11 protein-coding genes are annotated in these 14,679 nt (G+C 75.7%); 5 read left to right on the top strand and 6 right to left on the bottom strand.

The annotated features are described in order from the left end of the window. Nucleotides 1-147 precede the first annotated feature (147 nt). Together ACF053_RS15620 and ACF053_RS15615 are read left to right on the top strand one after the other, a co-directional pair. The gene (locus tag ACF053_RS15620) at nt 148-1,299 is read left to right on the top strand and encodes a P1 family peptidase (RefSeq protein ID WP_391954380.1); all 1,152 of its coding nucleotides are present in this window, start codon (nt 148-150) and stop codon (nt 1,297-1,299) included. Nucleotides 1,300-1,432: 133 nt separating this feature from the next. Then, complete coding sequence (locus ACF053_RS15615) at nt 1,433-2,209, top strand: DUF6227 family protein (protein WP_391954379.1); 777 nt, start codon at nt 1,433-1,435, stop codon at nt 2,207-2,209. Between the two features lie 135 nt (nt 2,210-2,344). Here ACF053_RS15615 and ACF053_RS15610 read toward each other — a convergent pair whose 3' ends face one another. The 4 genes from ACF053_RS15610 to ACF053_RS15595 form a co-directional block, all read right to left on the bottom strand. Then, complete coding sequence (locus ACF053_RS15610; protein ID WP_391954378.1) at nt 2,345-4,702, bottom strand: fructose-specific PTS transporter subunit EIIC; 2,358 nt, start codon at nt 4,700-4,702, stop codon at nt 2,345-2,347. Between the two features lie 24 nt (nt 4,703-4,726). Further along, nucleotides 4,727-5,665, bottom strand: coding sequence for a 1-phosphofructokinase (gene pfkB, locus ACF053_RS15605; protein WP_391954377.1), 939 nt, complete (start codon nt 5,663-5,665; stop codon nt 4,727-4,729). Continuing rightward, entirely contained in the window at nt 5,662-6,423 is a 762-nt protein-coding gene (locus ACF053_RS15600; RefSeq protein ID WP_391954376.1) for a DeoR/GlpR family DNA-binding transcription regulator, read from the bottom strand. The genes pfkB and ACF053_RS15600 overlap by 4 nt, the downstream gene beginning before the upstream one ends. Before the next feature lie 352 nt (nt 6,424-6,775). After that, nucleotides 6,776-8,326 (bottom strand): MFS transporter, encoded by a 1,551-nt coding sequence (locus tag ACF053_RS15595; protein WP_391954375.1) that lies wholly within the window; start codon nt 8,324-8,326, stop codon nt 6,776-6,778. 63 nt (nt 8,327-8,389) lie between these two features. Between ACF053_RS15595 and ACF053_RS15590 the strand changes: the two genes are divergently transcribed. After that, complete coding sequence (locus tag ACF053_RS15590; RefSeq protein ID WP_391954374.1) at nt 8,390-9,436, top strand: helix-turn-helix transcriptional regulator; 1,047 nt, start codon at nt 8,390-8,392, stop codon at nt 9,434-9,436. A 346-nt stretch (nt 9,437-9,782) separates the two neighbouring features. Here ACF053_RS15590 and ACF053_RS15585 read toward each other — a convergent pair whose 3' ends face one another. After that, entirely contained in the window at nt 9,783-10,781 is a 999-nt protein-coding gene (locus tag ACF053_RS15585) for a sigma-70 family RNA polymerase sigma factor (RefSeq protein WP_391954373.1), read from the bottom strand. Between the two features lie 735 nt (nt 10,782-11,516). On the opposite strand from ACF053_RS15585, the gene ACF053_RS15580 reads away from it, so the two are divergent. Continuing rightward, nucleotides 11,517-12,584, top strand: a complete 1,068-nt coding sequence (locus tag ACF053_RS15580; protein WP_391954372.1) for a questin oxidase family protein — start codon at nt 11,517-11,519, stop codon at nt 12,582-12,584. Nucleotides 12,585-12,878: 294 nt separating this feature from the next. Beyond that, nucleotides 12,879-13,745 (top strand): helix-turn-helix domain-containing protein, encoded by an 867-nt coding sequence (locus ACF053_RS15575; RefSeq protein WP_391954371.1) that lies wholly within the window; start codon nt 12,879-12,881, stop codon nt 13,743-13,745. Nucleotides 13,746-13,861: 116 nt separating this feature from the next. Here ACF053_RS15575 and ACF053_RS15570 read toward each other — a convergent pair whose 3' ends face one another. Continuing rightward, the gene (locus ACF053_RS15570) at nt 13,862-14,635 is read right to left on the bottom strand and encodes a dioxygenase family protein (protein WP_391954370.1); all 774 of its coding nucleotides are present in this window, start codon (nt 14,633-14,635) and stop codon (nt 13,862-13,864) included. Nucleotides 14,636-14,679: the final 44 nt, after the last annotated feature.

The raw sequence follows: 14,679 nt of genomic DNA, 5'->3' as shown, positions 1-14,679 counted from the left end.
GGGGGAGAGTTGGCGGACGGGCCCGCGGGAGGGTCTCCGGACGGGCCTGAGGGAGGGTCCGTGGACCGGGGTGCGGGGAGGGCGGACGGGCCCGCGGCGAGGCCCGTGGGGCCGGTGGGCGGGCCCGCCGAGGAGGCCGCGGATCCGGTGGCCGGGTCCGCGGGGACGGCTGCGGGCCGGACGGACGGGCTGACCGACGTGGCCGGGCTGCGGGTCGGGCACGCACGGGTGCCGGGTGACGGGGCGCTGAGCGGGACGACGGTCGTGCTGGCGCCGGAGGGCGGCGCCGTCGCCGCCGTCGACGTGCGCGGCGGCGGGCCGGGGACGCGGGAGACGGACGCGTTGGACCCGCGCAACCTGGTGCAGCGGGTCGAGGCCGTGGTCCTCACCGGCGGCAGCGCCTTCGGGCTGGAGGCGGCCTCGGGGGTGATGGCGTGGCTGGAGGAGCGGGGGCGGGGCGTGCGGGTGGGGCTCGGGCCCACGCACGTGGTGCCGGTGGTGCCGGCGGCGTGTCTGTTCGACCTGGGGCGGGGTGGCGACTGGGGGGCGCGGCCGGATGCGACGACCGGTCGGGCGGCGGTGGAGGCGGCCGCGGCGACCGAGCCGGGGGCGCCGGTGGTGTGCGGGTGTGTGGGGGCCGGTACGGGTGCGGTGGTCGGTGGGTTCCGGGGTGGGGTGGGCTCGGCGAGCGTGGTGCTGGAGGGGTCCGGGGTGACGGTGGGGGCGCTGGTGGTGGCGAACGGTGTGGGGTCGCCGGTTGATCCGGGGACCGGGGTGTTGTACGGGGCGTACGGTGATCCGTCCTTCGCGGCGGGGGGCGCACATGGTGGCGCGCCCGCGTACCCTTCGCCCGAGGTGTGCGCGGCGGCGGCGCTGCGGCTCGCGGAGGCGCGTGAGCGCAGTGGCATGCCGCCGATGAACACGACGCTGGTCGTGGTGGGTACGGACGCGGAGCTGACCCGGGCTCAGGCGCAGAAGGTCGCGGGCACGGCGCACGACGGCATCGCGCGCGCCGTGCGGCCGGTGCACCTGCTGAACGACGGGGACACGGTGTTCGCCCTGGCGACCGGCGTGCGCCCGCTCACCGAGGGGCGCGATCCGCTGGCGTTGAACGGGGTGCTGGCGGCGGCCGCGGACGTGGTGGCCCGGGCGATCGTCCGGGCGGTGCTGGCGGCACGGGGTACGGCGGGCCCGGGCGGGGAATTCCCCTCGTACGGGGAGCTGTACGGCGCTCTGCCGGGACTGGTCCGGGCGGATGGCCGCGGCGGGTCGAACGGGCCCGTGGGACCGGGTCGTTGATGTGTGCGGCGGGGGGCGCGCGGGAACTCGCTTCGTGCGCCCTTCGTTTTGTGGAAGCCGGACGCGTTGTCGTACCGAGGCACTACCTTGAGCAAGCATCGAGTAACACGCGGCGACGGCCTGGAGACCCATCTTGAACGATCCGATCGAGCGGAACGATCCGTACGAGACCACGGAGACGCACGTCGAGCGACTCCTGGGGCGGGCGCTCAACTCCTTCGACCTGCCCGATGCCCTGGTCGAGCGGCTGCAGTCGGCGCTGGCCCACGCGAGCGCGCTGCACGCCTCGCACCACAGCGCGGCACTGCACCGTGTGACGTACCGGCACACGTACCTGCTGGCCGACGGTTCGTCGCTGACGCTGTGGGAGCTGGTCCACCACGTCGGCGCGGACGGTGAGGACCACCACGAGCTGTACGTGGACGAGGCGGAGGTGCGGGTGGCCGCGGCGCACCTGTCGGAGGCGCTTGGTTTCCCCGAGGTGGCGGCCGTCGCCGATCCGCTGGACGACGACCTCGACGCGGACCTGGAACTGCTGAGCGCGCTTCTGGTCCGCCCGCCGGCGCCCGCGCCGCGCACGTACGTGCCGGACGAGTCGGCGGACCACGCGCGCCGGGTGCTGCGCCGCGCGGAGAACGCCGACCGGCCGGGTGAGGCGGTCGCGGCGCGGCTGCGCGGGGCGTTCGCCCACCACATCCAGCAGGTGTTCGGCCGGCAGTGCGGTGTGGCGGGTGGCAGGGACGCGGGGTTCTCGCTGTACGAGCACGCGTTCCTGCTGCTGGACGGGAGCGAGATGAGCGTGTGGGAGGTCGAGCACACGGCGACGCCGGACGGCCGTCACATGTGCGAGGTGTACGAGGACGAGCGGACGGCGCGCACGGCGATGGAGTCACGCGCCCGGGTGCGCTGAGGGTCGGGGGCGGCCCCGGCGCGCTGGGGCTCCGCGGCGTGGCCGGACCGCGGGTTCGGCCGGGGCTCGGGGGCCGGAGCGCGGGGCTTGGCCGGGGCCCGCGGTGGGTGCGGGTCCCGGCTCGCGCGAGGGCGGTCAGCTCGCCGCCGCCTCCTGCCCCGCCCCGGCCGTCCCGCCCGTCGGCTCGGCGGACGTACCGGTCGCCGGGGTCCTGCGGGCGCTCTTGAGGAGGATGACCAGAGCCGCGCCGACGGCCGTGCCCGCGACGATCGCCAGGAGGTACGGGAAGGCGTTGCCGATCAGCGGGACGACGAAGACGCCGCCGTGCGGGGCGCGCAGGGTGGCGCCGAAGGCCATGGACAGGGCGCCCGTGACGGCGCCGCCCGCCATCACCGACGGGATGACCCGCAGCGGGTCGGCCGCCGCGAACGGGATCGCGCCCTCGGAGACGAACGACGCGCCCAGCACCCACGCGGCCTTGCCGTTCTCGCGCTCCGTCTTCGTGAAGAGCCGTCCGCGCACGGTGGTGGACAGCGCCAGCGCGAGCGGCGGCACCATGCCGGCGGCCATCACCGCGGCCATGACCTTCAGGGAGCCGTCGTTCGGGGTGGCGAGGCCGCCCACGGCGAAGGCGTACGCGACCTTGTTGACCGGGCCGCCCAGGTCGAAGCACATCATCAGGCCGAGCAGCGCGCCGAGGAGGACGGCGTTCGCGCCGGACAGGCCGGACAGCCACTCCGTGAGGGCCTTCTGGAGCGTGGCGATCGGCTTGCCCACCACCAGGAACATCAGGAAGCCGACCACCGCCGACCCCAGCAGCGGGATGATCACCACGGGCATGACGCCCCGCAGCGCGGGCGGGACGCGCAGCCGTTGGACGGCCAGGACGACGGCGCCCGCGAGGAGGCCGGCCGCCAGGCCGCCGAGGAACCCCGCCTCGACGGTGAGGGCGACGGCCCCGCCGACGAAGCCCGGCACCAGTCCGGGGCGGTCCGCCATGCCGTACGCGATGTACCCGGCCAGGACCGGGACGAGGAAGCCGAACGCCAGGCCGCCCGTCTGGAACATGAGGGCCGCCCAGCTGTCCGTCTGCCCCCAGGCGAAGTGTTCGGCGACGGACGGCGCCTTGTCGATGTCCCAGCCGCCGAGGGCGAAGCCCAGGGCGATGAGCAGGCCGCCCGCGGCGACGAAGGGGACCATGTAGCTGACCCCGGACATGAGCCACGTGCGGAGCTTGGTGCCGTAGCCGTCGCCGGGCTCGCCGGCCCGGCCGACCGGCGTACCGGCCGAGGCGGCGCGCGGGGTGCCGTGGGGGGTGGGCGTTCCGCCGTGTTCCGCCAGGGCGCGGAGCTCCGCGACCAGTTCGGCGGCGCGGTTGACGCCGGCCTTCACGCCGACGTCGACGGTCGGCTTGCCGGCGAAGCGTTCCCGGTCGCGTACCGGCACGTCGTGGGCGAGGATCACGCCGTCGGCCGCGGCGATGACGGCCGGGTCGATGCGGGTGAAGCCGGCCGAGCCCTGCGTCTCGACGGTCACCTCCACCCCGGCGTCCCGTCCGGCCCGTTCCAGGGCCTCCGCCGCCATGTAGGTGTGCGCGATGCCGGTGGGGCAGGAGGTGACGGCGACGATACGGAAGGGGGCACCGGCCCCGCCGGGGGCTCCGGCGACGGAGCCGGGGGCTGCCGCGCCACCCGGGACGTGTGGGTCACCTGGGCCTTCCACGCCACCCGATCCGTCCACGGGGGTGGAGGCGTCCACCGGGGTGGTGCCGTCCACGGGGGCGTTGCCGTCCACCGCAGCGGTGCCGTCCGCCGCGCCCGTACGGTCGCCCGCATCCGTGCGGTCGGACCCGTCCGTACGGCCGCCCGCATCCGTGCGGTCGGACCCGTCCGTACGGTCGCCCTCGTCGGACCCGTCCGTGCGGTCGGACCCGTTCGTAGCGTCGCCCTCGTCGTGCCCGACCGTGCCGGCGGACCCGTCGGTGCCGCCCGTGCCCGGGGCGTCCGCGCCTTCCCGGTGGTCGGTCGCCGCGGTGGCGCCCGCCGGGGGCGGTTCCTCGCCGCGTATGCGTGCCGCCGCCCGCTCCGGGTCCGTCTCCGCGCGCAGCGCCGTCGTGAACCGCTCGTCCATCAGACGGCGGGCCAGGGACGACAGGATCGTCAGGTGGGCGTCGTCGGCGCCGGCGGGTGCCGCGATCAGGAAGATCAGGTCCGCGGGCCCGTCGGGGGCGCCGAAGTCGATGCCGTGGGGGGCGCGGCCGAACGCGAGGGTCGGCTCGGTCACGTGGGTGCTGCGGCAGTGCGGGATGCCGATGCCGCCGTCGAGGCCGGTCGGCATCTGGGCCTCGCGGGCCGCCACGTCGGCGAGGAAGCCGTCCACGTCGGTGACGCGCCCCAGGGCCGCCATGCGCGCGGCCAGCGAACGGGCCGCTTCCTCCTTGGTGTGCGCGGCCAGGTCGAGGTCGACCAGGCTGCCGGTGATCATGTCGCTCATCGCGGGCTCCTCTCGCTCAGCTCGTCACGCGGAGAGCGCGCGGTCGAGGGGGACGTCGGTGGTCACGGTGACGGCCGACGGGTCCAGGTCGGCGGGGGTGGGCATCTGGCTGCCGGGGAGGCGCACGGCGGCGGCGCCGTGGGCGACGGCGGCCGCGAGGGCCTCCGGCCCCCGGCCGCCCGCCGCGAGGAAGCCGGCCAGGGAGGCGTCCCCGGCGCCGACGTCGCTGCGGACGACGCTGACCGGGGCGTGCCCGTACCAGGTACCGGTGTCGCAGACGAGGAGCTGGCCGTCGGCGCCGAGGCTGGCCAGGACGGCGCCCGCGCCGGCCGCGCGCAGTTCGTCGGCGGCCTTCAGCGCGTCGCCGACGGTGGCGAGGGGGCGGCCGACGGCCTCGGCGAGCTCCTGGGCGTTGGGCTTGACGACGTCGGGGCGGCCGCGCAGGGCCGCCGGCAGCGAGGGGCCGGACGTGTCGAGGGCGGTGCGGGAGCCGTGTCCGTGGACGCGGGTGACCAGGTCGGCGTACCAGGCGGGGGCGAGGCCCTGGGGGAGGCTGCCGCAGCAGGCGACCCAGTCGGCGTCGGGGGCGTGGGTGCCGACGGCGGCGAGGAGCGCCTCGGACTCGCCGGGGGTGAGGCGCGGCCCCGGTGCGTTGATCTTGGTGAGCGTGCCGTCGGGTTCGGCGACGGCGATGTTGGAGCGGGTGTGGCCGCCGAGGCGCACGGGGGCGACGGGGATCTCCTGCCGGGCGAGGAGTTCCGCGACGAGGGCGCCGGGGGCGCCGCCGAGGGGGACGATCGCGAGGGTGCGGTGTCCGGCGGCGGCGACGGCGCGGGAGACGTTGACGCCCTTGCCGCCGGGGTCGACGCGTTCCCCGGTGGCGCGCAGCACCTCGCCGCGCTCCAGGGCCGGGACCTCGTAGGTCCGGTCGAGGGAGGGGTTGGGGGTGACGGTGAGGATCATGCGCGGACGACTTCCGTTCCCGCGGCCTCGATGGCGGCCGCGTCCTGGGGGGCGAGCCCCTCGTCGGTGATGAGCAGGTCGACGTCGGTCAGGTCGCCGAAGCGGGCGAAGTGGTCCTGGCCGTGCTTGGCGGAGTCGGCGAGGAGGACGACGCGGCGGGCGGCGCCGGTGGCGGCGCGCTTCACGGCGGCCTCGGCGAGGTCGGGGGTGGTGAGGCCGTGGGCGAGGGAGAAGCCGTTGGTGCCGAGGAAGACGACGTCGGCGCGGATCTCCTCGTACGCGCGCAGGGCCCAGGCGTCGACGGCGGCGCGGGTGCGGTGCCGGACGCGGCCGCCGACGAGGTGGAGGGCGATGCCCGGGTGGTCGGCGAGGCGGGCGGCGGTCGTCAGCGCGTGGGTGACGACGGTGAGGGGCCGGTCCAGGGGCAGGGCGGCCGCGATCCGCCCGACGGTGGACCCGGCGTCGAGGATGACGCTGCCCTCCTCGGGGAGTGCGGCGAGGGCCGCGCGGGCGATGCGGTCCTTCTGGTCGGCGGCGGTCGACTCGCGTTCGGCGAGGTCGGGTTCGAAGTCGAGACGGCCCGCCGGGATGGCGCCGCCGTGCACGCGGCGTACGAGGCCGGCCCGGTCGAGGGCCTTGAGGTCGCGCCGGATGGTCTCGGCGGTGACCTGGAACTCCTCGGCCAGGGAGGGCACGTCGACGCGGCCGCCCTCGCGGGCGAGGCGGAGGATCTCCTGTTGGCGCTCGGGTGCGTACATGTCCGTTGACTTCCGTTCTTGACCGAACCTGTGGTTCTGCAGGCAGGCTACGTGCCGACGCCGGGGAAGTAAACAGATTCGGGCACCACTCGGGCAGACTCGGACATCCGCGGAGTGGCGGCCTCCGCTACGCGCCGCCCGACACCGGCGGGTAGGAGCGGGGGCCGGTACGCGGTGTGCGGGCCGGTACACGGTGCGCCGGGACGGGGCCGGGTGCGTACGCGGCTCGTGCGGCGGGGCGGCCGAGCCGGGGTGTGGGCGGGGCGGCCGGGGGTGCGGGGCGCGCGGAGGCCCCGCCGGGTGTCGCCCGGCGGGGCCTCGACAGGTGGTGCGTACCGTAACGGTCGCGGGGTCAGCGGGCGGCGAGCGCCGGCTCCGCGCCGGCGCCGGCGTCCGCGTGGGCTGCTCCGGCGGGGGCCGGTACGGTCGCGCCCGGCTCGTCGGCGTCCCCGCCCTCCGTGTGCTGCCGCGGTCGGGCCGGCAGCGCGAACATCACCAGGAACACCACGGCCAGTACCGCCGCGACCCAGCCCAAGGCGCCGGTGAAGGCGTCCGCCACCGCCCGTCCGAACCCGTCGGGGACGAAGACGACCGAGACGAGGCCGAGGCCGAGGGCGTTGCCGAGCTGCATCACCGAGTTGACGATCCCGGACGCCGATCCGGCGTGCTCCCGCGGCACGTCCGACAGGACCGCGTCCGTCAGCGGCGCGACCACGAGGCCCATGCCGAGGCCCATCACGACCAGCGGCAGCGCCATCTGCCAGGACGTTATGCCCATGCCGTACCGCTCGGCCTCCCATACGTACAGACCGATACCGGCCACCATCGTCAGGGCGCCCGCCTGGAGCACCCGGCGGCCGAAGCGGGGGACGAGCTTCTGCACGGACAGCCCGGCCGCGACCGACACGGCGATCGAGAACGGCACGCCCGTCAGTCCGGCGCGCAGCGCGCTCCAGCCGAGGCCGAGCTGCATGTACAGCGTCCAGACCAGGAAGAAGATGCCGAGCGCGATACCGAAGGTCAGCTGCACGGCGACGCCCGCCGCGAAGCTCTTGACCCGGAAGAGGGAGAGCTCGACGAGCGGCGAGCCGTCCCGCCGCGCCTTGTGCCGCTCGTAGGCCACGAAGGCGGCGAAGACGGGGACGGCGGCGGCCATCATGACGAAGCACCAGGCCGGCCAGTCCAGCTCGGCGCCCCGCGTCAGCGGGTACATGACCAGCAGCATCGCGGCGATGGCGACGACGACACCCGGCAGGTCCAGGCGCAGGGCGCGCGGCGCCCGCGACTCGGTGATGTAGGCGCGGCCCAGGAGCAGCGCGGCCAGGCCGACGGGGAGGTTGATCAGGAAGATCGGCCGCCAGCCGAGGCCGAACAGGTCCCACTGGGTGAGCAGCGCGCCCAGCAGCGGACCGGACACGGCGCCGAGGCCGACGATCGCGCCGAACAGGCCGAAGACCTTGCCGCGCTCGTGCGCGGGGAAGGTGGCGTGCACGATCGACAGGACCTGCGGGACCATCAGCGCCGCCGTGCCGCCCTGCAGGATGCGCGAGGCGACCAGCATGTCCGGGCCGGTGGCGAACCCACAGAGCGCGGAGGCGAGGGTGAAGCCGCCGACGCCGATCAGGAACAGGCGCTTGCGTCCGTGGATGTCGCCGAGCCGGCCGCCCGTGATGAGGCCCGCCGCGAAGGCGAGCGCGTACCCGGCGGTGATCCACTGGATCGCGCCGAAGGTCGCGCCGAGGTCCCGTTGGATCGCCGGGATGGCGATGTTGACGATCGTCACGTCCACGAGGTCCATGAAGGCCGCGGTCATGACGATGGCCAGGGCGAACCAGCGGCGGCGGTCCGCACCGGGGGCCGCCGGCGCGGTACTGGGAGTGGGGGTCGGCTTCTGCGAGGTCATGGCGGGAAACCTACGGGGCCTCTAGGACAGAACACGTCCTAGATGACGGGGATGCTGGACGGCATGACGGACACACCGGCACGTCTCCTGAAACTGCTGTCCCTCCTGCAGACCCCGCGCGAGTGGCCGGGCAGCGAGCTCGCCGCCCGCCTCGACGTCAGCGCCCGCACCATCCGGCGGGACGTCGACCGGCTGCGGGAGCTCGGCTACCCCGTCGAGGCGTCGAAGGGCGCCGTCGGCGGCTACCGGCTGGTCGCGGGGGCCGCGATGCCCCCGCTGCTCCTGGACGACGAGGAGGCCGTCGCCATCGCGGTGGGCCTGCGCGCCGGGGCGGGCCACGCCATCGAGGGCGTGGAGGAGGCGTCCGTGCGGGCGCTGGCCAAACTGGAGCAGGTCCTCCCGTCGCGGCTGCGGCACCGGGTCTCCACCCTGCAGAGCGCGACGATCCCGCTGACACGGGGGGACGGGGCGACGGTCGCCCCGCGCACCCTCACCGCGCTCGCGGCGGCGGTCACCGGGCGGGAGCGGCTGCGGTTCGGGTACCGGGCGGGGGACGGCACGCGGACGCGGCGGCAGGTGGAGCCGTACCGGCTCGTGTCCACCGGGTACCGCTGGTACCTGGTCGCCTACGACCTGACGCGGGAGGACTGGCGGACGTTCCGGGTGGACCGGGTCGACGAGCCGTTCCCCACGGGGGCGCGGTTCACGCCGCGCGAGCTGCCCGGCGGGGACGCGGCGGAGCTGCTGGGGCGTTCGCTGCGCGGGCGGCAGGAGGGGCTGGAGCTGGACGTGTCGTTCGACGCGCCCGCCGCCTTCGTGGCGGCACGCCTGCCGGGGTACCTGGCGCCGGAGCCGACGGGCGGGACGACGTGCCGGCTCCGGGCGCGGGCGGTCGACTCGGTGGAGTGGCTCGCCGTGCGGCTGGCGACGGTGGACTGCGAGTTCCGGGTGCACGGCCCGCGCGAGCTGGCGTCGTACGTCGCCGAACTGGGCGCCCGCCTGGGCCGCGCCGGCGGCGGGGACGACGGGCCGGGCGGCCCGGGTGTACCCGGCGGTCCGGGCGGTCCGGGGGACGTGAGCGGCGGGGACGGCCCGGGCACCGCGCGCTGACCCGGGCGGCGTGCGCGGTGGGGCGGGCGTCACGGTGCGCATGGGTCCCGGGGCGCGTCACTCGGCAGTGCGCCCCACCGCGGGCGTGCCATGCCCCAGGCGTGTCACCGGGCAGTGCGCCCCGCCGCAGGCGTGCCGCTCGGCTGGTACGCCACACCGCAGGCGCGCCCGTCCTGGCCGCACCACGCCGCAGGCCCCGCCGGCCCGGTGGGAGCCGACGCGCCCCGACGGACGGGCCGCAGCCCCCCGCCGGGGGGAGGCGGAGGGCTGCGGGTCGGCCACCGCCCCGCCCCTTGGGGGGATCCGGGCGGGACGGTGGGTTCGTGGGGGGGCTCGACCGACGCCGTCAGGCGGCGGCGTCGAAGCCGGTGTCCCTGGCCATGCGCTTCAGCTCCAGCAGGGCGTGCTTCTCTATCTGGCGGATCCGCTCGCGGGTCAGGCCGTGCTGCTTGCCGACCTCGGTGAGCGTCCGCTCGCGGCCGTCCTCGATGCCGTACCGCATGCGGATGATGGAGGCGGTGCGGTTGTCGAGCCGGCCGATCAGGTCCTCCAGCTCCTCGCTGCGCAGCAGCGTGAGCACGGACTGCTCCGGCGAGACCGCGGAGGTGTCCTCCAGCAGGTCGCCGAACTGCGTCTCACCCGCGTCGTCCACGGACATGTTCAGCGACACCGGGTCGCGGGCCCAGTCCAGGACGTCGGAGACGCGCTCCGGGGTCGAGCCGAGCTCGGTGGCGATCTCGGTGGGCTCGGGGTCCCGGCCGTTCTCGCGGTTGAACTCGCGCTGCACGCGGCGGATGCGGCCGAGCTCCTCCACGAGGTGGACGGGGAGGCGAATCGTGCGCGACTGGTCGGCGATGGAGCGCGTGATGGCCTGGCGGATCCACCACGTCGCGTACGTGGAGAACTTGAAGCCCTTGGTGTAGTCGAACTTCTCCACCGCGCGGACCAGGCCGGCGTTGCCCTCCTGGATCAGGTCGAGCAGGGGCAGCCCGCTGCGCGGGTAGCGCCGGGCCACGGCGACCACCAGGCGGAGGTTGGAGCGGATGAAGACGTCCTTGGCGCGCTCGCCCTCGTCGACCAGGCGCTCCAGCTCCTCGCGGGTCGCGCCGTCGGCGTCGCTCTCCACCTCGCCGTCGAGGATCTGCTGCGCGTACACGCCGGCCTCGATGATCTGGGAGAGCTCGACCTCCTTGGCGGCGTCGAGCAGCGGCGTGCGGGCGATCTCGTCGAGGTACATGCCGACCAGGTCGCGGTCGGCGATCTCCCCGCCCACGGCGCGAACGCTGTTGGCCCGAGCGGTCCCGGTGGCGGCGGACTCCGGACGGGCGACGGCACGGGTTGCCATGCGAGCTCCCTTACTGAGTAGGTCGCGACACCCTCCCGGGTGCCCTGCATCCGATGGAAACAACGACTGGAATCCGGACAGAATTCCCCAGCCGACCCTCGATTTAGCCGATCATGCAGTACCCTGTCCCGCCGCACGGGCGGTCATGCACGGCTCGACCGAGCAGAAGTGCAGGTCGGAGCGGGGAGACCGCCCGCTTCTTCGGCGGCCCCGCCACGCGGCGACCTGGTCACCCGTGACGGCGATCACATGCGACACGGTGTCCTCACCCCCGAACGGCGTCCTCGTACCCTGCGGTCGCCCTCCCACCCGGAAGACGACCCCCACCCCCTCCTGGTTGCCCGCACAACGGTTGCCATGCCCGAATTGTTCCAAGACGAACAAAGAAGCCCCCGGCCCACGCCCCTCACCCTCACCCCCGTCCCCACGCTCACCCCCCGTCCCTCGCCCCCGCCCGCCCGAGCCGGAACGGTCGCCGGCCCGGCGGCACGCGCCCTGTCGGCCCGGTCGACCCGGGGCGCCGGGGTGCGTCGCGGTGCGTCGGGGTGCGTCGGGGTGCGTCGGGGTGCGTCGGGGTGCGCCGGGGTGCGTCGCGGTGCGCCGGGGTGCGCCGGCCTAGGTCCTACGGGCCGTAGGACCTAGGCCCGACGGCCGTGGGCCCGGAGCGGCGGGGCCGCGGGGACTACGTCGGCGGCCGGTTCCGCCGGCGCGGGGACGTGCCTAGGGTCGGCGGACATGGACCACACCGACACGGCCCCCTCTCCCGCCCCCTCCCCCTACACCGGCGACCCGACCGGCGTCCTCGACGAAGCGCTCGAACGCCTCCACGTGTGCGGCCCCGAACGCGACGGCTGGCTCAGCAACCACGCCCCGATGGCGGTCGAGGCGCTCGCCCGGCACGGGCACGCGCCACGGGTGCACCGCTGGATCGACCGGTACCGGGCGAAGCTGGAGGACATGCCGAGCCCGTACGAGCGGGTGACGCGGGAGAACTGGCGGGAGGCGCTGGGCGACCCGCTCCGGATGGCCGACTGGACCGCCCACTTCGAGCGGGAGACCGCCGAGCGGCCCTGGCGGGAGGTGCTCACCGAGTGGTGGCCGCGTCTGCTGCCGGGCATCGCGGGCGGCGCGACCCATCCGGTGATCCGCGTCGGTCATGCCGTACGCACCCTGCTGGCCGCGGGCGACAACGCGCCGCGCGTCACCGAGCTCGCGCACGCCCTCGGCTACTGGGCCGCCCGCCACCAGCCCCTGCCCGTCGTGACCGGGCTCCGGACGGTGCCGACGGCCGCCGCCGCCCTCGACGCCGTACCGGCCGTGCCGGAGCAGTCGGGCGGCATCCGGGAGCGGTTGGCGCAGCTCTCCGCGCTGCCGCGGTGGGGCACGGCGCCCGACCCGGAGGCCGCCCGCGCGCACCTGGCCGAGCTGGTCACCGCGGCGACCCACCGGTACGCCACGCACGGGCACGGCTCGCCGGTCATGCTGGTGCACGCCGCCACCGCGCCGAACGCCGTCCTGCGCACCCTGCCCGTCCTGCCGCGCGACCTGTGGGCGCCGAGCCTCGGCGCGGCGTGGGCGGCGAGCGCGGCGGTCACCGCGGCGTACGGCCCTGCCGCCCCGGACCCGGCCCCGCCGGGCCTCCCTGGGGCCGCCCGGCTCACCCCGCAGGAGGTGTTCGAGCGGGCGGCGGCGCACGGCGACGACCACGCCATCAAGTTCGCCGACACGGCGCTCGACGTCGGCGACCCGCTCGCGCTGGCCGCGACCGTCCGGTCCGTGGAGCAGATCCCGCCCCTGTTCTGACCCGCACCGGCCGCGTGGACGACGCCCCGCTCCGACGGCCCGGCCGGCCGCGGGCGGCGGCGTCCCGTTCCGGCCCGCACGGCACACTCCTTCGGCTCCGTCCCTGCGGTCGCCGGCCCCGCCCCCGCCCCGCGGGCCACTGCTCCGTTCGGGGCATCGCCGGGCGGCACATTACATGGTCACAATCCGTTTTCACCTCCGTCGGCCCCGGCGGCACGGCGCATGATCAACAGCTGGCGCCCCGTGCCACCATGCCGGTGGACAGAGTGGTGTGGAGCCGGAGGTACACCGCCCGTGGCGGCGAACGACAACCCCACCGTCAGGGGACGACGACTGGGGGCGGAGCTGCGCCGGCTCCGCCTGGCCAGCGGCCTGACCGGTACGCAGGTGGCGGCGCGACTGTTGATCTCCCAGGCCAAGGTCAGTCACATGGAGACCGGTCGCCGCGCCGTCAGCCCCCGTGACGTGCGCGACCTGTGCACGCTCTACGGGGTCACCGACCAGCACGTCGTCGACTCCCTGATGGGACTGGCCAGGGAGTCGAGGAAGCAGGGGTGGTGGCACGCCTACGGCGACATCCCCCACGGCGTCTACGTCGGCCTGGAGACCGAGGCCGCCTCCCTCCACACCTACGAGCCCATGGTGATCCCCGGTCTGCTGCAGACCCCCGCCTACGCGGCCGCGGTCATCGAGGAAACGATCCCGCTGGCCACCGTCGAGCAGGCCGCCGCACGGCTGAAGGTGCGGCTCCGCCGGCAGCACCGGATCTACGACCCCGCCCGCCGCCTCCGCCTGTGGGCCGTCCTGGACGAGTCGACCCTGCGGCGCGTCGTCGGCAGCCGGGAGATCATGCGCGAGCAGCTGGAGCACCTGCACGCGCTGAGCACCGAGCCGCACGTCACCGTGCAGGTCCTCCCCCACGCGGCGGGCGCCCACCCCGGCCTCTCGGGGCAGTTCTCCCTCCTCCGGTTCCCCGGCAGCCGCCGGGCCGTGGTGTACCTGGAGAGGTTCACCAGCGACCTCTACCTGGAGAAGCCGCACGACGTGCGGCACCACGAGCTGATGTACGCGCACCTGCAGACCCAGGCCCTCTGCCCGGACCGCAGCCGGCTGCTCATCAGGGAGACCGTCAGGCTCCACGCCTCGCCCCCGACGGGGTGAGGGGCCGGGCCGGCCGGCCGGCGACGAGCACCGTCCGGCGCCCGCCCCCGCACCCCCGCGCGCACCCCCGCCTGGCACCGGCGTCGGCGCCGAACCGACCGCCGGACGCCCACGGCTCAGCCGAACTGCACGGACCGCTTCGCGAGCCCCAGCCAGAAGCCGTCGACGACGCTGCGGGCCGTGTCGAGGTCACCCGCCGCGTCCGAGGCTCCGAGCGTCACGAACAGCGGGGCGAAGTGCTCGGTACGCGGGTGGGCGAGCTCACCGGCGGGTGACGCGTGCCGGAAGTCGAGCAGCGCGTCGACGTCCCGCGCGGCGAGGGCGCGGCTGCCCCACTCGTCGAACTCCGCCGACCAGCCGGGCACGCCGCCCTGGCGCAGCGCGGCGAGGTTGTGGGTGAAGAAGCCGCTGCCGACGATGAGGACGCCCTCGTCGCGCAGCGGCGCCAGCCGGCGCCCCAGCTCCATCAGCCGGCCCGGGTCGAGGGTCGGCAGGGACACCTGGAGGACCGGGACGTCGGCGTCCGGGTACATCTCGACCAGCGGGACGTAGGCGCCGTGGTCCAGTCCGCGGTCGGGCATGTCCTGGACGGGGGTGCCGGGGGCGCGCAGCAGTTTGCGGACCGCCTCGGCGAGCTCCGGTGCGCCGGGTGCGGGGTAGCGGACGCGGTAGTAGTGCTCGGGGAAGCCCCAGAAGTCGTACACGAGGGGCACGGTCCGGGTGGCGCCCAGGGCGAGGGGGGCCGCCTCCCAGTGGGCGGACACCATGAGGACGGCGGTCGGGCGGGGCAGGTCGGCGGACCAGGCGGCCAGTTCGCCGGGCCACACGGGGTCGTCGGCGAGCGGCGGGGCGCCGTGGGAGAGGTAGAGGGCGGGCATGCGGGTGCTCATGGCGGGTTCCCCTCGGCGTTGCCGCACGGCATGGCCGCGCGGGG

Origin of the sequence: Streptomyces kanasensis (assembly GCF_043077165.1) — a bacterium.
In the GTDB taxonomy this organism is placed as follows: Bacteria; Actinomycetota; Actinomycetes; order Streptomycetales; family Streptomycetaceae; genus Streptomyces; species Streptomyces changanensis.
This window is presented reverse-complemented; position numbering and strand designations above follow the sequence as displayed.